Source organism: Flavobacterium psychrophilum (assembly GCA_001708385.1).
GTDB lineage: Bacteria > Bacteroidota > Bacteroidia > Flavobacteriales > Flavobacteriaceae > Flavobacterium > Flavobacterium psychrophilum_A.
Map to the genome: position 1 here is coordinate 2,295,263 of CP012388.1, position 19,384 is coordinate 2,314,646.

General features: G+C 36.0%; 19 protein-coding genes and 1 pseudogene. 2 read left to right on the top strand and 18 right to left on the bottom strand.

What is annotated here, in order from left to right:
- Positions 1-36: 36 nt before the first annotated feature.
- The 4 genes from ALW18_09995 to ALW18_10010 are packed head-to-tail and all read right to left on the bottom strand — an operon-like array spanning position 37 to position 2,298.
- Positions 37-732: a hypothetical protein gene (locus ALW18_09995; GenBank protein AOE52812.1), complete on the bottom strand. Its 696-nt coding sequence runs from the start codon at positions 730-732 to the stop codon at positions 37-39.
- Positions 725-1,342, bottom strand: coding sequence for a hypothetical protein (locus ALW18_10000; protein ID AOE52813.1), 618 nt, complete (start codon positions 1,340-1,342; stop codon positions 725-727). Before ALW18_10000 ends, ALW18_09995 begins: the two co-directional genes overlap by 8 nt.
- Positions 1,335-1,943 carry a hypothetical protein gene (locus ALW18_10005; protein AOE52814.1) on the bottom strand — a complete coding sequence of 203 codons (609 nt, stop codon included), beginning with the start codon at positions 1,941-1,943 and terminating at the stop codon, positions 1,335-1,337. Before ALW18_10005 ends, ALW18_10000 begins: the two co-directional genes overlap by 8 nt.
- 4 nt (positions 1,944-1,947) lie before the next feature.
- The gene (locus ALW18_10010; protein ID AOE52815.1) at positions 1,948-2,298 is read right to left on the bottom strand and encodes a PadR family transcriptional regulator; all 351 of its coding nucleotides are present in this window, start codon (positions 2,296-2,298) and stop codon (positions 1,948-1,950) included.
- A 123-nt stretch (positions 2,299-2,421) separates the two neighbouring features.
- Between ALW18_10010 and ALW18_10015 the strand changes: the two genes are divergently transcribed.
- The gene (locus ALW18_10015) at positions 2,422-3,474 is read left to right on the top strand and encodes a flavodoxin reductase (protein ID AOE52816.1); all 1,053 of its coding nucleotides are present in this window, start codon (positions 2,422-2,424) and stop codon (positions 3,472-3,474) included.
- A 66-nt stretch (positions 3,475-3,540) separates the two neighbouring features.
- Here ALW18_10015 and ALW18_10020 read toward each other — a convergent pair whose 3' ends face one another.
- The 3 genes from ALW18_10020 to ALW18_10030 all read right to left on the bottom strand — a co-directional run bounded on the left by ALW18_10020 (position 3,541) and on the right by ALW18_10030 (position 6,203).
- On the bottom strand, positions 3,541-4,578 hold the full coding sequence (locus tag ALW18_10020) for a heptosyltransferase (GenBank protein ID AOE52817.1): 1,038 nt from the start codon (positions 4,576-4,578) through the stop codon (positions 3,541-3,543).
- 15 nt (positions 4,579-4,593) lie between these two features.
- Complete coding sequence (locus ALW18_10025; GenBank protein AOE52818.1) at positions 4,594-5,199, bottom strand: hypothetical protein; 606 nt, start codon at positions 5,197-5,199, stop codon at positions 4,594-4,596.
- A gap of 74 nt (positions 5,200-5,273) precedes the next feature.
- Positions 5,274-6,203 carry a hypothetical protein gene (locus tag ALW18_10030; GenBank protein ID AOE52819.1) on the bottom strand — a complete coding sequence of 310 codons (930 nt, stop codon included), beginning with the start codon at positions 6,201-6,203 and terminating at the stop codon, positions 5,274-5,276.
- A gap of 48 nt (positions 6,204-6,251) precedes the next feature.
- On the opposite strand from ALW18_10030, the gene ALW18_10035 reads away from it, so the two are divergent.
- Positions 6,252-6,482 (top strand): uracil phosphoribosyltransferase, encoded by a 231-nt coding sequence (locus tag ALW18_10035; protein AOE52820.1) that lies wholly within the window; start codon positions 6,252-6,254, stop codon positions 6,480-6,482.
- Here ALW18_10035 and ALW18_10040 read toward each other — a convergent pair.
- The 11 genes and pseudogenes from ALW18_10040 to ALW18_10090 form a co-directional block, all read right to left on the bottom strand.
- Positions 6,477-7,748 carry a phosphoribosylamine--glycine ligase gene (locus ALW18_10040; protein AOE52821.1) on the bottom strand — a complete coding sequence of 424 codons (1,272 nt, stop codon included), beginning with the start codon at positions 7,746-7,748 and terminating at the stop codon, positions 6,477-6,479. The genes ALW18_10035 and ALW18_10040 overlap by 6 nt on opposite strands.
- A 27-nt stretch (positions 7,749-7,775) precedes the next feature.
- Positions 7,776-9,134: a sugar transferase gene (locus ALW18_10045; protein ID AOE54376.1), complete on the bottom strand. Its 1,359-nt coding sequence runs from the start codon at positions 9,132-9,134 to the stop codon at positions 7,776-7,778.
- A 5-nt stretch (positions 9,135-9,139) separates the two neighbouring features.
- Positions 9,140-10,123, bottom strand: coding sequence for an NAD-dependent dehydratase (locus ALW18_10050; protein AOE52822.1), 984 nt, complete (start codon positions 10,121-10,123; stop codon positions 9,140-9,142).
- The gene (locus ALW18_10055; protein ID AOE52823.1) at positions 10,068-11,444 is read right to left on the bottom strand and encodes a hypothetical protein; all 1,377 of its coding nucleotides are present in this window, start codon (positions 11,442-11,444) and stop codon (positions 10,068-10,070) included. Before ALW18_10055 ends, ALW18_10050 begins: the two co-directional genes overlap by 56 nt.
- Before the next feature lie 48 nt (positions 11,445-11,492).
- Positions 11,493-12,626: an exopolysaccharide biosynthesis protein gene (locus ALW18_10060; GenBank protein AOE52824.1), complete on the bottom strand. Its 1,134-nt coding sequence runs from the start codon at positions 12,624-12,626 to the stop codon at positions 11,493-11,495.
- The gene (locus tag ALW18_10065; protein AOE52825.1) at positions 12,626-13,813 is read right to left on the bottom strand and encodes a hypothetical protein; all 1,188 of its coding nucleotides are present in this window, start codon (positions 13,811-13,813) and stop codon (positions 12,626-12,628) included. The genes ALW18_10060 and ALW18_10065 overlap by 1 nt, the downstream gene beginning before the upstream one ends.
- A complete protein-coding gene (locus ALW18_10070) occupies positions 13,813-14,610 on the bottom strand; it encodes a hypothetical protein (GenBank protein AOE52826.1) in 798 nt (265 codons plus the stop codon). The genes ALW18_10065 and ALW18_10070 overlap by 1 nt, the downstream gene beginning before the upstream one ends.
- The gene (locus ALW18_10075; GenBank protein AOE52827.1) at positions 14,603-15,967 is read right to left on the bottom strand and encodes a hypothetical protein; all 1,365 of its coding nucleotides are present in this window, start codon (positions 15,965-15,967) and stop codon (positions 14,603-14,605) included. Before ALW18_10075 ends, ALW18_10070 begins: the two co-directional genes overlap by 8 nt.
- Positions 15,968-16,067: 100 nt before the next feature.
- Positions 16,068-17,054: pseudogene (locus ALW18_10080) on the bottom strand (hypothetical protein).
- Complete coding sequence (locus ALW18_10085) at positions 17,047-18,339, bottom strand: hypothetical protein (protein AOE52828.1); 1,293 nt, start codon at positions 18,337-18,339, stop codon at positions 17,047-17,049. Before ALW18_10085 ends, ALW18_10080 begins: the two are co-directional and overlap by 8 nt.
- 54 nt (positions 18,340-18,393) lie before the next feature.
- Positions 18,394-19,380 (bottom strand): hypothetical protein, encoded by a 987-nt coding sequence (locus ALW18_10090; protein ID AOE52829.1) that lies wholly within the window; start codon positions 19,378-19,380, stop codon positions 18,394-18,396.
- Positions 19,381-19,384: the final 4 nt, after the last annotated feature.

A 19,384-nucleotide genomic window follows, 5' to 3' on the forward strand; every position in this document is an offset into this window, starting at 1 on the left:
TAAAGTTTGTAAAACGTTACAAACTTTTTTAAAAAATTACATATTATATTCCGGATAGGTTTTTAATAAGTGCTCTTCCGCCTTAGAAGGGATAAGATATAAAGTAATATAGGTGTATAGAGTGAATATAATAAAGAGCGCAGACATGATCCACATTAACAACGCCGACGGATTTTCTCTATAAACATGATACAAAATCTGATAGGGTGCAACCATAAAACCTGTAGACCTCATTATGAGTGTCTCATAAAGCCATTTCTTACCCGTTTTCTTTACTTTTCTCCTATATTTCACATTAAGAATGATGAGCTTAACAATGCCCAGCATTACAACTCCCGATAGTAAAACAGAGTAAGCTATCATATTAAATCTGCCAAGTTTATAGGCCAATACAACAAGAAGTAGGGTCAATAGAATTTTTGGAAGCCTCAAATATTCTTTAAGATAAGCCCATGTAAGATTTCCATATTTTTTAGTTAAAACGCCCTGTCTTTGCTCTACAATTCCTGTAAAGCCGAAGATACCAAACTTTTTAAATTCAAAATGCAATGCTTCGTTGAAACCCAGGTCGGGCTGCATTTGCCAGCGTTCCTCGATTGCGTTGGCAAGGTGGTCAACCAGCTCGCACTGCACATCATAATATTCTACGTAATGCTTGCGTGTAAACTCAAACAACATATCCATTTGTTCTGCCGAAACTTTTTTAGTTTGATGCGATGCGAGATTAACCATGATACTTTAATTTTATCTGACCTTTAAAACTTTTCATAGTGTAGCCGAGCGCTAGTGAAACTGAAATTAAAGCCGTAAAATATAGTAATACCCCTATATCTGTTAGCCAGTCACTTAAGAAGTTAGCGGCTATTATCCCTGGAAAGAATACCAAGAGGTTTGCTATACCCAGTCCCTCTCCTGTAGAATACATATCTCTATTTTTAAAAACGGGAATGAGAGAACGAATTGAAAACGAAGCATTTGTAATACAGAAGCTCAAAAACAAAACTGGCATCAGCGTGTCCAGGTCTACATAAAGGTAGAGGCTTAACAGAAAAATGAATATGCTGCCAACAATTCCCACAAATCTAAATGTGAAAAGATTGTGTACTAATGTTTTCCACGAGTCTAACCATGCAACCATAACCGATTTTGTACTCTGCTTTCTTAATTGTTTTTTATGACAAGTTATATAGCTTTCAAAATTCTCATCAAAATCGCCGTCAATACACTCTAGTTCAGAAGCAATATGGTCTGTCATTTCCAGGCGGATATCAACATACATAATCCCGATTGTTAAAAGGGCTGCATCAATTTGTTTTATCTGTTGTAATGTAAGTTTAGGCATATTTATTCCTTTGTAAAATAGGGGTCGATTTATACGTTAAATAATATCCTGTTAGCCCAATACTTAAAGCAACTATTTTGCATATATGGATAAAATTTGTTTCATCTGTAAAACGGTGTACCTGTGTAAGTATCAAGAATGGCAACAGGTAATAAAACTGCGATATATCTACAAGCCTTTTAAAAAAAGGATATTTGCTATTCAGCCATTTTTGCCCAAATAATATAAACAGCATTAACAACATCATTGTCCCTTCAATAAAACGATATGCCCATATATTTAATGTTGACAGGAATGCTACTCCAAAAACTGTTATAAAAAATACAACTCCGCGAAGGCTAAAAAACTGCTTAAGTACAAACTTTCTGTTTTGTTTATCCCTCATCTCTTCCTGATGTCTGGCAGCAGTTAGCAATTTTACTTTGTGATGAGAATTCATATAGTTTGCAAGAACTAGATTGAAATTATCATTTTCATTCAATTCAGCTTCCAGCGTGGCTGCAATATGGTCAACCATCTCTGCTTTTATATCAACATAAAATATCCTGTCCTTATTAAGATATCTTTCAATCATTATAATTTGTTCAGAAGTAAGTTTCATAATTTTAAAATTGCAGGTCGGGTTTAGGCGATGGGTTCACTAAGTTTTGCATGTTACGTATAAACTCTTCCAGTTCGGCAAGACGGTTTACGGTTTCTTTCTCACCGCTTTCGGTAAGTTTATAGTATTTACGCAGCCTGTTGTCTACTTTTTCTACTTCAACATCCAGAAAGCCGTCGGCTTCCAGTTTGTGCAGTGCCGGATACAGCGCGCCCTCTGTAATGTTAAGTTCTCCGGCGGTTATTCCTTTTACTTTTTGGGTGATCTCATAACCATACATCCTTCCGTTTTCTTCCAAAAGCTTCATTATTATGGTATTAAGGCTCCCTTTATATAATTGTGAGTTCTTCATTATAGTTAATTCGTTGAGCCAAATATATACATAATATTCTTATGCATAACAATTCTATGTATTATTTTACATCACGTTATTTTATTTACCTGTTTGGATTGCTTATTTTTGCGGTAAATTACAAACATGTCAACATTTCATCCACTTAAAATAAAAGATGTCAGGAGAGAGACCCCTCAGGCTGTTTCTATTGCTTTTGACATTCCGGAAAACCTTCGCGAAGACTACAATTTCGTTGCAGGCCAGTACATTAATATAAAAACAAACTTTGAAGGACAGGATATCCGCAAGGCATACTCTATATGTTCTGCACCGGGCAGCAACGAGCTACGTGTAGCTATTAAAGCTGTAAAAAACGGGGGCTTCTCTGTTTTTGCTAACGAAAAGCTTTCTATAGGCGATACTATGGAAGTGGGCACACCCGAAGGTAAATTTACTTTTGAGCCTAAACCGGACCGTCAGCGCAATTACGCAGCCTTTTCTGCAGGTAGTGGTATAACACCCGTGCTATCTATTATACAGTCTGTCCTACAGGGTGAGCCGGAAAGTACTTTTGTGCTTGTATATGGTAATAAAACGCCCGAAGACACTATATTTCACCAATTTCTTCACGACTTACAACAAGAATATGTAGGCCGTTTCTTTGTACATTTTGTTTACAGCCAGGCAAAAGCTGATGAAGCTTTGTTTGGACGAATTGAAAAAGCTGCTGTAAACTTTGTAATTAAGAACAAACACAAGGAGAAAGAATTCGAGAAATTCTACCTGTGCGGGCCGGAGCAAATGATACTTACTGTAAACGAGGTATTAAGGGAAAACAACATCCCCGAAAAGAATATTAAGTTTGAACTATTCTCTACACCGATAGCTGAAAAGAAAATAGAAGAGAACCTTGACGGACAGACTAAAATTACGGTGTTAGTTGACGATGAAGAAGTTACTTTTGTAATGTCGCAACAAATGACCATTCTTGATGCTGCACTTAAACAGGGTGTAGATGCACCTTACTCATGTCAGGGCGGTATCTGCAGCAGCTGTATGGCCAAGGTATCTAAAGGTACCGCAGAGATGAAAAAGAACGCAATTCTTACCGATGGCGAAATTGCCGAAGGACTGATACTTACCTGCCAGGCGCACCCAACATCTGCAGAAATTTTTGTAGATTTTGATGACGTTTAATCCCGTCTTACTGATATGAAAAAACCCGCAATTGCGGGTTTTTGTTTTTATATAATCTATTGGTTCTTAACTTAAAACAGTACTGATCTTATCTACAACTGTTTCCGGCTTAATCGTTCGCATGGCATCTTCATAACCTTCAACAATTTTATTGCCGTAAATAGATGTTGGCAACAACGGATATTGTTCCCTATTAGCAGTAATGGCATAATCTGCCGGCTGATTAAACGGTGCAAAGCCTGCATACGGATGGGTTGCTCCCCAAAAGGTAATTACTTTAACACCAAGCATGGCGGCCATGTGCGCATTACCACTATCCATACTCAGCATAAGGTCAAGATTACTTATAAGGTTAAGCTCCTGATCCAGTTTTAATCTTCCCGCGGTAACAACTATATTGTTTTTTCCCTGAGCAAACTTTTCCAGTTGTACAGTTTCTTCTTTTCCTCCGCCGAACAGAAATAACGTATATTCTGTGTTATCGGCGAGTTTATCTATAACCTCCTGCATTAAATCTGTTGGATATACCTTACCCCGATGTTGAGCAAATGGTGCAATACCAATCCACTTACCCGATTTTTCTCCGGAAATAGCTTTTACTTCTAAGGTTAACGGCTGCTTTTCAGGAAATGTTATAGATGTTATATCAATAGGATAGCCCAGCTTTTCAAAAGTTTTCGCATGCCTTTCCACGATAGGTGTAAGCTGCCTGAAAACCTTGTTTACTGCCCGTGTAAGCGCTTTTTTCTCATAGCGTGCTTTATCTGTTGTAGCGGTAGGTTTCCCCATAAGAGAGAAGAGCTTAGCAACTACTTTAGACCTTAACACATTATGCAAATCGGCTACAGCATCAACTTTTAGTGCTTTAAGTTCCCTGAATAAACGTAATAACCCCAAAAAACCTTTATGCCTTCCATTTACATCGGCTGCAAAAAAGGTTACACGCTCAATATCATCAAAAAAAGGCTTAAAAAAGGCTCTGGAAAGAATGGTAACTTTTACGTCCGGGTACTTAGCAATTAAGGCTCTCAGCAATGGAACTGTCATGGCGACATCTCCCATTGCCGAAAGCCTTATCACCAGTATATTTTTTGTTCCTGGCATTATAACGATCGGGTATTATTTTTTGTTTTGGTACAACACAGGGTTAAGTTCCTCATCATTATACATTTTCATTTGCTTGTACACTTTCATGAATTTGTCGCCATTTTCAATATCTGTAAGCAAATCATCAATAGCAGTAGAAAGATCTGTTCTCTGCTCTAAAAGCACGTTAAGCTTTTCGTTGCACTTAGCCCTGTGTTCAGGAGAAGCATCCTCACGGGTAGCTTCTTCGTTCATGTGGTATATTTTAAGCGCAAGTATAGATAACCTGTCTAATGCCCATGCCGGACTTTCAGAGTTAATTTTAGCGCCGTCTTTTACAGTGACATCTTTGTATTCCTGTAAAAAATAGCTGTCTATAAATTCTACCATATCGGTACGCACCTGGTTAGATGAATCAATCCTTCTTTTAAGTGCAAGTGCTTCTACAGGGTTAATTTCCGGATTACGGATGATGTCTTCAAGATGCCATTGTACGGTATCTATCCAGTTTTTTGCATATAGCAGATGCTCTATTTTATCCTTACGGAAAGGATTGTTAATAGGCTGGTCTACGTTATCATATTGATGATAATCGTTTATGCTCTGCTCAAATATTGGGAAGGCAATCTTAGAAAACATAGTATTATTATTTATTGTGTTATGCAAATATAGGTTTATTACTTGTAAACTGCTAACAGGCGCTGTAGCGCAGATTATAACTGCGATGCGAATATAAATAGTGCAATAAGCACTATAATGCCCAGCATTACTTCTTTAAACCATTTATTTTCCTGACTTTCAAAATAATTGGCTCCCATAATAGCCATAGGCGCAAAGGTAAAGGCAAGTATACTGTTGTTTTTATGTGCCGAGAGTACATATATTGCCACACCTATTAAAAAGGAATAAATAATTTTTTTATGTGAAGATTGCAGATTAAGCGGTTTGCTTGTTATTGAAAATGCATACGGAAAAGCAAACAACGCCGCTATAGACGAAAATACCGCAAGAGCAATATTCTGATAGATATTCTCAAAATACGTAAAGTCAAAACTGATACCAATGCTATCTGCCATGGTTTCAAAAAAGCCTTCACCCATTACAAAACCTGCCATTAAATACAATACTGTTACCGCAAAAAAAGCAATAAACGGTATAAGCCAGTTTCTGTAATCACGCGATACGTGAAACACTATGGATATGAAAACCAGCACTATGTATATAATACACCAGAAATGGAATATGGCAGCAGCAAATATCCAGAACGATGCATCAAATATCTTTTCCTTAGGCGTAATTAATGACTGAAGGGAAATAAGCCTTCGCAAAGCCAAAAGCAAAAAGAAGTTGGATATAATGATGTTGATGTTTACCAGCGTAGTGGGAAACAATATTAAAAAAACCATGAAAAGAAACATGGCGTAAGTGTTTGCCTTGCTAAGATTATTACGTCGTGTAATAAAGTTAGTAAGGAAAAGTGCTCCTGCCAATAAAAGCAGGAGACCAACCTTTTGTGCTATTAAAATATACTGCTTTGTCCAGTCTGTGTCTCCAAACAGATACAAAAAGTACGTTAAAACCAGGACGCAGCCTATTAAAATGTAATTTACCGGTCTTGATTTATTAAAAACACTTGCTAACATGTGAATATTTTATACTTTTGTGACTGTAAATATAATACTTGTTTAAAAATGAAAGCATTTTTCGAAGCGATAGGCTACCTGTTTACAGATATCCTTTTCATCCCTCTAAACTTTTTCCGCAGCCTTGAGCTAGAAAACTGGTGGCTGGCAAACATTATAACATGGGTTTTTATCCTTATTTGTATTGCTGCTAATATCTATTGGCTAAAACAGCTTAAAATATTTAAGCAAAACAACGAAGACGAACAGGATACTACGGCTCACTCTTTCTTATCATAAGTCAAAGCCGATATCTTTTCTAAAATACATCTTATCAAAATTTAGCTTGTCTATATTTTGGTAAGATTTTTTTATGGCCTCTGTAAAGTCATTTCCATATGATGTTACTGCTATTACACGCCCACCGCTGGTTACAACGTTTCCGTTATCCAGTTTTGTACCTGCATGAAATGCAATAGATCCTTCTACGTTTTCAAGTCCGGTTATTACAATCCCTTTTCCGTAATCTTCAGGATATCCGCCTGAGACTACCATGATTGTAGCTGCAGTACGCTCATCAAGTTCAAGCTCTACAGTATCAAGCTCTTGTTTAGCTACTGCCTGAAACAATGCTACAAGGTCTGATTTAAGCCTCGGAATAACTACTTCGGTCTCAGGATCACCCATTCTCACGTTATATTCAATAACAAACGGATCATCACCTACTTTTATTAGCCCGATGAATACAAATCCTTTATAATCAATATTATCATTTTTAAGTCCCTGTATCGTTGGCTTAACAACACGGGTCTCTATTTTCTCCATAAATTCGGCATCAGCAAACGGTACCGGTGAAACGGCGCCCATACCACCTGTATTAAGACCTGTATCTCCTTCGCCTATTCTTTTGTAATCTTTTGCCGTAGGAAGTAGCTTGTAGCTCTTACCATCGGTTAGTACGAAGCAGCTAAGCTCTATACCATCAAGAAACTCTTCAATTACAACCTTAGTGCTCGCCTGGCCAAATTTCTCACCTACGAGCATGTTTCTAAGCTCTTCCTGCGCCTCTCCAAGATCCTGGATAATAAGTACTCCTTTACCTGCCGCAAGTCCATCTGCCTTTAATACATAAGGTGCTTTAAGCGTAGCTAAAAATTCGCAGCCCTGCTCTACAGTTTCTTTTGTAAAACTATCGTAAGCCGCAGTCGGAATATTGTTTTTTACAAGGAACTGCTTAGCAAATTCTTTACTTCCTTCTAGCTGTGCTCCAACTTTAGACGGCCCTATAACAGGAATATGTTTAAGCGCGTCGTCTTTTTTAAAATAATCGTAAATACCTTTTACCAACGGATCTTCGGGGCCTACAACCACCATAGTAACATTTTCCTGCTGTACAAAAGTTTTGATAGACTCAAAATCCAGCGGGTTAATGTCTACATTTTCAGCGATTCCTGCCGTACCGGCATTACCGGGTGCTACAAAAAGTTTATCGCAAAGCGGGCTTTGCAGCATTTTCCAGGCCAGTGCATGTTCTCTTCCTCCTGATCCAAGTAATAAAATTTTCATGATGCTAAGTATTTCTGGTGGGTGGCATTAATAGGCTTTTTCATCGCCAAACATACCCACAATTGTTTGTAAAATTATCTTTATATCGAGTAATATAGACCAGTTTTCTATGTAAAACACATCATACTTAATGCGGTTTATCATGTCTTCATCACTGGTAATTTCTCCTCTGAAGCCTCTTACCTGTGCTAAACCGGTTATTCCCGGCTTAACGGTATGCCTTGCTCCGTATTTTTTTATTTTAACACTATACCTGTGGTTTATAGAATAAATGTGCGGCCTTGGCCCTACGACCGACATATCGCCCAGTAACACATTTAAAAACTGAGGCAGTTCGTCTATACTTGTTTTCCTTATGAATTTGCCAACTTTCGTAACCCTGGGGTCATTTTTTACCGCCAGCTGATCCATCTGGTTATTAATCTGCATAGACCTGAATTTAAAGCAAAAAAACTGCTCTTCATTCATTCCGGCCCTTATCTGTCTGTAAAACACCGGCCCTTTAGATTCCAGCTTAATAAGTAAAGCCATAATCGGGGTGAGCCATGATAATACCAGCAGTATAACCAAAAATGCAAAAACAATATCAAATACCCTTTTTGCAATAGTTGCTATTGGTTCATGAAGTGGCGTTTTGCGTAATGACAATACCGGAAAAAATTCATAATAGTCTACCGTAAGGTTTCTGGAAAAAATCTCTTTGGTATCCGGTATAAATTTAATTACCTTGTTGTTAGCATCACAAAAAGCGACCAGTTCCCTTAACCTCAAGTTGCTTATTTCATTTAGCGAACAATAAATATCGTCTATTTTATTTTCGAGTGCAAAACTTTCAATGTCAGCTACCCTGCCTGTTATAAGGTCGCCTTGCTTTTTATCCGAAAAAAAACCTTTAAACCTATAGCCGTATTCTGCTTTGGTCTCAAACAGGTTTTTAAGGTTAACTGTTTGCTGTGTATGTCCGATAATTATTGCGTTGCGGGTATTACTGCCCGCAATTCTGTATTTTTTAAGATAAAAAAACAGCAGCAATTTAAACAGTGTAACGGTACATAATACAACAATGCTGTACAAAAGTATGGCTTCGCTATTAAAAACCGTCTCTTTTGCAAAAGGAAAGAACGCTATAACCGTTAATAAGAAAATTACACATTGTGTTATTAACTTAGAGAAAATCTTTAGGATTGATGTATATCTGTAAACATCATAGAATCCTGAAAAATAAGCTATAAACGACCATGAAACTATTTGATACACACAAAAGTGAAGATAGTTTACGCCTTGTTCCTTAAATAAAAAAAAGGGTAGCAAGGTAATAACCAGCAAATCTATGGATATGCTGATTGGCCTTAAATATTTTGAATATCTTCCCCGTGCAGATAAAATCATTTTTATCGAATAAAATCTGAAAAATCTTTATGCTCTTCTTTTAAAAGCTCTTCTTTTGATAGTGTCCTGAAATAATCATACGTTATCTTCATGCCCTCTGCTCTTCCCACTTTAGCTTCCCAACCAAGCAGTTCTTTTGCCCTTGTGGTATCGGGTTGCCTTTGTAACGGGTCGTTTACAGGCAGCGGTTTGTATACCACTTTTTGTTGTGTACCTGTAAGTTTAATTATTTCTTCGGCAAAGTCTTTAATGGTTATCTCGTCCGGGTTACCAATATTTACAGGATAAGCATAATCTGAATGCAACAGCCTGAAAATACCTTCTACCTGATCGTCTACGTAACAAAAAGAGCGGGTTTGCATACCATCACCAAAAATGGTAAGGTCTTCACCTCTTAGTGCCTGACCGATAAACGCAGGTATAACCCTTCCGTCGTTTAACCTCATGCGGGGTCCGTAGGTATTAAATATCCTTACAATTCTGGTTTCTACGCCATGAAAAGTATGATATGCCATTGTTATAGATTCCTGGAAACGTTTGGCTTCATCATACACTCCCCTGGGTCCTATAGTGTTTACATTACCATAATAGTCTTCGGTTTGTGGGTGTACGAGAGGGTCTCCGTATACTTCAGATGTAGATGCTATAAGTATCCTGGCTTTTTTAACCCTGGCTAATCCTAAAAGATTATGCGTACCCAAAGAGCCTACTTTAAGGGTTTGAATAGGTATTTTAAGGTAGTCGATAGGACTGGCCGGCGATGCAAAGTGCAGTATATAATCCAGCTGGCCCGGTATATTTACAAACTTGGTTACATCGTGGTGGTAAAACTCAAAATTTTCAAGCTTAAAAAGGTGTTCGATATTTTTAAGGTCTCCTGTTATAAGGTTATCCATACCTATAACAAAATAGCCTTCTTTTATAAATCTGTCACAAAGATGCGATCCCAGAAAACCTGCCGCCCCGGTTATTAGTATTCTTTTCATATTTTTCTTTATCAGCTTGTAGAGGAATACCGTTAAAAAGACAATAGAAGACAGTAAAAAATACTACTCCTCTTTGCCTCCATAAAAAAGATTCGGTCAAAAGTAACGCTATCATAAGAATTGCAAAAGCAATATGCATAAAATCTTTTGACAGAATGGCATTTTTAAAATTAAGAACCAAGATTAACAATAGTAGTATAAAGCCAACGATTCCTAAATCTGCAAATGCTTCAACATACTGATTATGAAAATTTTGCCTGCTGTACCTATGGTTTAAAACGCCTCCTTCAAACACGTTATGTTCTTTTGCTTTCTCTTCAATTTTATCTATAGATGCACTAATTCCGTACCCGGTAAAAAACACTTTATCTTCCTCAAGCATCTCTGTAAATATGCGCACCTGATAGGTTCTGAATGCTGTTCCGTTAAAATAGTCGTTCTCACTAAAAACAGGTTTAGACCAAGCTTCTTTAAGCGTTACATTGTGCAGCGGTAACCCTTCTACTGCCAGCGCCTGAATTTCGGGAGTGTTAGATATGTATTCTGCCGGGAAAGCTCCTTTTGTTCTTGCATAATAGGCAAATAACGCAGTTAGCGTTATAAATGCAATTCCAGAAACTATTTTAAGTGATTTACTCAACTTAGAGTAAAATAAAATATACGCTACAGCTAATATTACATCGGTAATAATTATAACCTTGTTTAGCAATAAACCGATGATACAAGCAACAAATACAAAACCTGCATAATCTAAAAACTTTTTATTTTTTACAGATAAAAAGTAAAAAAGAGCCATGGAAAACAACGCCGAAAGATACACAGGTGTTATTACGCATGTTGATAGTTCCGCAGATAAAAAAACATCTGTATCATCGGTTTGTAAATATCTAAAAACTGCCCTGCCCAAAAAGTAAACACCAAAAAAGCACATGCCTACGCTTAGGTTTTTAAGTATTTTTCTAACACCCATGCGTATAAGCTGTTTGTTAAAGAAAAACGCAAGGGGAATAAAAAACAATGCAGCTTCTTTGCTTAGAGCCCTTATACTGCTCTGAAAATCTATAGACCATGTTAGCGATAATACCATTAAGGTAAATAGCAACATTGGCAATAAAAGCGATGTGCTGAATGAAAAATCCTTTTGCCTAGCCGAAAGGAAAGAATAAAGCACAAATAAAATTATACAAACACTGTTGTAAGCATAGCCAAAGGGTATGGTAACAAGTACCGCAGATACAAGAAAAACCATAAGTTTTTTGCTAGGAGATAATCCTATCCTCTTAAGCAAATCACTTCTGGATGAATTGTAATTATTTGTCATTACTTTTCAGATTAAGCTGCCCTTTTAAAGTGCACACTACTTATTAGCCTACAGTTGGTTATTTTTTACTTTTGTATAAATGTCTTCAATTTTTCTGATGTTTTTATTTACATCAAAATTCTCATCAAAGAATACTTTTGCATTAAACGAGAATTTTTCTCTTAACGTATCATCTTCAAGCAACGCTATAATTTTACCACTGTACAATTCCGGATTTTCATCTTTAATTACAAATCCGTTGTAACCGTCGATTATTAGATCGCGGTTGCCATCGCAATCGCTAACCACGCAAGCTTTTGCAAGAGCAATGGCTTCTATTACGCTATAAGGAAGCCCTTCGTAGCGTGAAGTTGAGACATATACCTGAGCATGCTTAACGATATTAAAAACATCCTCGCGCGATGTCCAGGGCAGCATGGTAATGTTATCGGTAAGATCAAGCTCTTCGATAAGTTTTACAACAGTGTCCAATTCGCTGTAATGGTATCCAACGCCCATAAGCACTAAATGAACATTACGCTGTTTTTTAATTTCGTAAACTGCTTTTACCAGCAGTTCGGTGTTTTTTTGATATGATGGCCTTCCAACAGTACAAATGTATTCATCCGGCCATGTTTTAGGTACAGATAGCGGCTGTATACTATTTATTGGTAAAATGCTGTTATTGTACAGTAGTACTTTATTTTCAGGAATTCCTACTTCTTTCAGTGCCCTTTGTTTCTCTGATTCTGACGATGCAAGTATACGGCTGTTTCCTTTTTTGAAAAACCTTTCTATTGCAAGGTATACACTCCTCTTTTTAGGATTGTCGGTGCTTAGATAACTAAACGCCTGTGGCGTATATAGCGATGGGGTTTTAGTAAGCATGCCTACCACCCTGCCAATAACGCCGCCCTTTGCACTATGTGCATGAATTACATGGGGTTTCTCTTTTTTCACGATTTTATAAGCCGTACGAATAGCTTTAAAATCCTGTACAGGAGATATTTCCCTGAATATAGGGATCCTGTAGTTTCTTATCGAGTTTTTGCTTATATCATGAAAAGGGGTGTCATTATCTTTTGTACCCTGAATAACAATACTTTCAAACTTTTCGTCATCAATATGTTCTAAAATCAGTCTAAGGGAAACATCCACACCACCTACAGAATGCAGTATATGGGCAACTTTAATTTTCGTCATCAATCCTTCGTATTTCTCATCAATAGCAGTGCGGCAAAGATACTAAAAATATAGCACCCCGTTTGGCGGTGCAATACATTCTCTACCAGTAAAAAAAATATAAGAGACAGCAGTAATGCCGTATCTGGAAAACTTCTTCGTATAGTATATAATAGCGAAACGCAAAACGCAAAAAACAATAAAAAACCAATCAGGCCTTCACTTAAGTAAAAGTCTATAAACTGGTTATGAGAGTTAAATTTCGACGCTGTGAAATAGTCTTTTTTCGACTCATTTTCTATTTTTTGGGTATAGCATTCCAAATAATTATTTACAATCGTAGTATTGTTTTCATACCCAAACAGTACATTAAAATCGTCTCTGTTGGCAAGCTCATAAGCACAGGGCCATATTACCAACCTTGGCTCATAATCAGAAGCTACAGCAAGCGATTCTTTTATATTCTCTTTTATAAAAAACCTTTCGGCAATATTTTTATTAAACATAAATACTGCTACTACAACACCTAAACCCACAGCAATTATTATAAATTTCTTTAGCGGCGACACCGACAAATAAAATAACAGATATACAATTCCTAAAACAATAAGTGTTAAGAAAGAAATTCTCGCAGAGATAAGTATTATGAATGCTACTGAAACGATTCCACAAACAATAAGCAGCCATTTGCAGCGCTTGTATTGCGTTATCAGGCTAAAAGAGAATATTGCCCCCGCCACGGCATAAAAACCTGCGTAAGGGCGCTCCATAGGGATTAGTGTATTTACCACGTCTCCATTGCCAAAAGGAAGTCCGCCAAATTGCAGGTAGTATCTTGCCGACAGAAATAACGTTATCGCAATAGTAGCCATAACCCCGGCTATAGCACCTGCTTTTATAACAGCCACCCTCCTTACTTTTATAAAAAGCAAAGGCATAAGCAAGAGTATAATAAACTTTTTATGAATATTCCATTCTGTAAATAAACTTTGTGTAAAAGCCCCCCGTATAAAAAAATAAGCAAGGAATGCATAATAGATATATACTGGATAATGCTTAAGCCTTTTATAATCTGTATTCTTAAAATTTATAGCGTAGCAAATAATAAGCAGGGCAATTGCGATATTAGGCAATGCATTACCAAAAGGGAGTATCAGCAATAACATTGCAAAAATATAATCGTATGCCGATGATGCTATTCTTTTCATTACCCCTTTTTCCTTTTTAGAAACTGTATAATGCTATTAGGCATAATATATAAAAGTATATTTCTGGCAAGGCCATATAATGGATAAAACCCAAAATAAAAATTATCCTGTATTACCTTTATTCTACTGCCCACCTGTTGCTTTCTACGTGATATAGAAATACCGGACGGATTAATTTCTATCTTAACCAAAAACTGCTGAATATTTGCCGTCTTAAACTTGTTTGATATTATAAAGAAGAATGCATAATCCTCCGCCGATTTCCTGTTCACCGGATACAAACCTGTTTGAGGCAATATATCAGTACAAAACATAACCGTTGGGTGTATAAACATAGCATTTAAAAACATTTTGTTTCTAATCTCTCGCGTTTTTTCAGGCATAATAATGTTATACAAAAAGTTGCCATTAGTATCTGCAGCAATTACGTTACTGCCTACCATCTTTATATCAGGATTTATTTCTAAAAACTCCTGTTGTATGGCAAACCTTTTCCCAAGGCAATAGTCGCCGCTGTCTAACCGCGCAATATATTTATATTTCTTAACTTCAATAACATATTGAAGCCCTCTGTTAAGAGCATGTTCTATACCGCTGTTTTCTTCTAAATAAATAAAATACACTTCTCCATTACCAGTAAACGCCGAAATAACATCTTGTTCCGTTAGCTTATTTTTTACGCTTCCGTCGTCTACAACCAAAACATCTATTTGTTCAGACCTGTCGATGGAGCCTACAGATGCTATTAATCCTTCCGGATTATTATAATGTGGAATTAAAAGAATTGCTTTATTCATTGGTTATAACCTTATTACTGTTTAATTTAATAAGTACTGCCAAAGAAAGCCAAAAGCCGTACATTCTAAAAGTGTCTATTTGAAGCCAGTTGATGGCAAACCCTGTAAATGTTATAAGTAATATCATTGCCAGCACCTTCTCGTCCCCATCTTTAACTCTAGCCAAAAATCTTGATTTTTTTATGGAAAGGTAAATAATGAATACAAAAATTAGTGTTCCTACCAAACCGGTCTCTGCTAAAAGCCTGGTGTATATATTATAACCCGGAGGAAAAGATTTCTCTTTTGGGTTTTTATAAAACAAATCAAACTCGTAATTATTACGTGTTGCCCATCCCGGATAATGATGCCTGCTATGATATGTTTGCTGTCCAAATCCAACACCTTCAACAGGGTTTTCTTCCCAAACTTTAAGCGACGCATATTGCATACCAAAACGGGACTGGTTAGACACGTTGTTGGCTAAATTGTCTTTAAAGTTTAATGATTCTAGTTTTGTTTCTACCGATTTTATTACTTTTTCGGCATTATAGGCCAGCAATGCTATTGCTGCAAATACTACAAATCCTGCAGCATAACCTATATATTTTCTATACTTTGGCGTTTTGTATAAAAAAGAAAGAAACACTCCCAATTGTATAAATATTACAAGTAAAGCTGTTCTTGATCCAGAGAAATAAGTAAGAACAAGCACTGCCAGACCGGGTATAAATTTAAACCAGCGCTTTTCTGTAATAATATAACTAAACATCCATCCTGCGACGGTTATAAGATATATGGCAAGAAAAGGCGGTTCATAAGAAATAGATGAAATCCTGTCTACATGCACTTTAGGCTCAAGGAATGGCAAATAGCCAAATAATTTTAATATAGTATATGCCGGACCTATGTGAAATACCACATATACTGTTTCAATAAAACCGTAAGCAGAGGCTACTATAAGTGATAAGAAAAATACTTTTCTAATCTTTAAAAGTATGTCTGTAACAGTCATGTTCTTAATTACATTCCAGTACAATGTAAAAAACACTATACATGACAGCAAAAGCGAAATATACTGTCGTATAAATCTGTTTAACCCTCCTGTGTATTTAAAATAACTATTAAGTACAGTTGGCAGGTTAAATAGTGTTGCCACCAGGCACCAAAGTAAAAAGGCAATTAACAACCAGAATAACGGACTCTTAGTTGGTAAGCCTACTTTTCCATGTAGCAATAAAACAACAAATCCGGCTAAGAAGAAAAAAGCACCTGCCTCATTTTGAAATTCTCCCAATGCAGGTATGCCTTCAAATTCGTTGAAGGCAAAAAAGAATAAGCCTAAAAAGAAAAGTATCGTATATAGCTGCTTTAACATGCTTATCTTTTTATTTTTTGTTTAATAACCTCAACATCTCAGATAGTCGTGGGGAATATACCATCCCTATTATCCATGTTAAGAATGTAAGTTTTGATAACGCCTGTTTTTTAATAATGTTCAATACCAATTTTTGATATGTACCATAAACCTCCAAATCTTCCGGAGAATATTTAGCTACTATTTTGCGTATATCATCGTGAACAACCATTTTTTGTATGTAAGCCTTACGAACCGACTTAGGGCTATTCTTATCTGTAGCGCATCTAAAAATAAGATAAAACACTCTATGCAGTAAACGTAGAGATTTTAGTCTCTCAAGAGTACTATCGTCAATAGTAAGTCCAATTTCGTTTTTATAATCAAAATGATATCGTTCTACAGCTCTCTGAAAATAATCGCGCTCTATAAATTTACGGGATTCGTTTATAGCAACATCCCGGTAGTAATAGCCGCTGTAATCTAAGAATTCAACCTTGGCAGCTTTATTAAAAGCCTGAAAGTTAAACATGCTGTCTTCTTCTATATTCCTGTTTTCAGGAAATCTCACATGGTACTGTTCAACAAGGCTGCGCTTGTATATTTTATTCCACACCGCAAAAAGATCTTCCCTTTTTAAAAGGTCAGGTATAATATTGCCCTGTATAAACGCTGCATTATAAACCTTGTCAACCGGATATATAGATTCTTTAATAATGTATTTGTTATCGCGCCCTAAAATAGTTTTAGAAACAACTATATCTAAATCATGCAATTTGGCCCTGCTGTACAAAACCTCAAGCATATCGGCTTTTATATAGTCGTCATTATCCAGAAAACCTATATACTCGCCTTTAGCTTTGTTTACGCCAGTATTGCGCGCAGTACTTATACCTTGGTTTTGTTGGTTTATAAGTATGATCCTATTATCTTTTTGGCTATATTCTTCAATTATCTGCGCACTACCGTCCTGAGAGCCGTCGTTTATAAATATAAACTCGCAAGCGGCAAGCGTTTGGTTCGTTAACGATTGTATGCATTCCTCAATAAAAGGCGCTGCATTATAAACCGGTATTACTATACTTACTTTAGGTTCTATACTATGCATCCTGAATTGTTAATTTATACCTGTTTATTTCTCTGCGGGCATAATAATACATACCAACATCTATAATCAATTGCGTTACCACTAAAGATACCGCAGTTCCCTTGTAACTATAGTAATATGTTAAAAACACATTAAGAATAATGTTACATACCGTGGCAGCCAAAATTACATTAAAGTAATATTTGTCTTTACCCAGATTTAGCAGTATTTGCTTGCCAAACATATTATCCAGGAAAGACGCTATAGGTATAAATAGCAATATTCTGAATATAAGTACGCTATTTTGCATTTCATTGCCGTAAACAAGCGTTATAATCTCTTCCGAAAAAATATATGCCGGCACTAAAAACACTAAAAACAATAGTGTCCCTGCCTTTGATATTTTTACAACAGATCTGTACGCACCTATTGTATCATTGTGCATTTCTTTAGACATGTATGGAAAAAGTGCAAGTGTAAAAGGTGTATAAAAATTACCTGCTGCCCTAACCAGTTTTTCTGCCGATGAAAAATAACCCACAGCGGCATTACCTGCAATAAAACCGAGCAGTATAACATTGGTATTTGTAAAAAGGGTTATTTTAAGTTCAGATAAAAACAGATATCTACCCATTATAATTTGCTCTTTTACCCTGATGAACGATTGTCTTTGTATGCGGATTTTAAAGTCTTTAATAAGGTAGAACAACGACAATATACCCGCTGTTATATAACCTAAGGCAGTAAAAAGTGGTGCCATCCACACGTCTTCACTTTTCTTTACAAACACAAAAATAGCTGCGGTAAATACTATTTTAGAAAAGAAGTTTATATATGTAATATACTTCATCTTCTGTATACCCTGAAAAAACCACACCGGAAAAAGGCTTAACCCAATTATGTTGCCAAAGGTTAATAAATAGATAAGACGGTTTTTCTGAAAATACGGCACAAACAAAAGCAATACGCAAAGTATAATAAAACTGAGCCCCAGTAAAAACATTTTAGATGAAAAAACATCATTAAAAATTTCCTGTAACTTCTGCTTATCATCAATATTTACAGCAATATCTTTGGTTGCAGTCATATTAAAGCTATAATCTGTAAGCACCTGAAAATAAGTTATAAGTGCTGTAGCAAAAAATAGCAGCCCGAGATTATCTACCCCAAGTACACGTATAAGATATGGATATGTAAGCAGCGGTAAAACCAGGTTTAAGCCCTGAAGAACCGACAATGAGAAAAAATTCTTGAGAAGTGTTTTCTTATCTGGCGAATGTATAAATCTTTTTAGCTTACCTATCATGCTATGCTGCAATTGTTATTACGGTGTAAAACTTTGTGTTTGATAACCAATATATTAAACAATAACAGACTTTCTCTTATTAGATTGTTTTCTGTAAAAGTTTCTAAACTGTACACCTCCAATAAATGCAAGTACAAATAGCAAGGGAACTATAAATTTCATTCTTCCACTAGTAAATGTTTTACCATATATATTTAAAAGTGTTCCTCCATCTTTTACAACATCAGAGTAATTAACCTTGTCAATCCTGTTTTGGCCCTGTTCTTTCGTTAATTTGTTCTTATATTTTATTACCTCACTTAATTCGGTATTATCATTATAATACATTAAGTTACCATTTTTTCCTTTGTTGCTAAAGCCATTTAGTACGGCATCTATCTGTTTAATTACAGTATCGTTAGCAATTATCTTTAGGTTAAGATTATTTACATATTCCTCTTTCATCTTAAGGAAATAAGAATTGCTGTTGAAATATTTTAAAATAGGATCTACCATTTCAGACTTCTCAGTTTCGCCACTTGTGGTTATGGTAATAATGTGGTTTTTATAATGTCTGGCAGTGGTTTTATCTTCCAGTATTTTTTTCATGTCCCCATTTTCAGAGATCAATCTAAACAGTTGAAACTTCCTGTCATCCTCATCAACATCTTTATCTTCAATAAAGTCATATATCTCTACAACAGGCTTAATATCAATCTTTAAAAATTTATCTGCATTTTTAAAACCCGAAACTTTCATAAATTCAGGATCTTCCCTTCTTATTTTTGATGACATGTTTTCTATCTCCTCGTATAGATAATCTACGCTTCCAAAATTTGGTATAACAAATATTTTCTGTTCAAAAATGTTAGAGGTTTTGTCTTTATAATATCCTAATGCGGCACCAATTACAATTAGTATAACAAGTACAATGATATTTCTTTTAATAAAAAGAATACCATCAAAAATAGCATCGTTAAGACTTGAAAAATAATTTTTTACCTTTTTAGATAATTGCCCTAAATCAATATCCTGATTATCGGTACTAGTAGAGTTTGCCATTGGT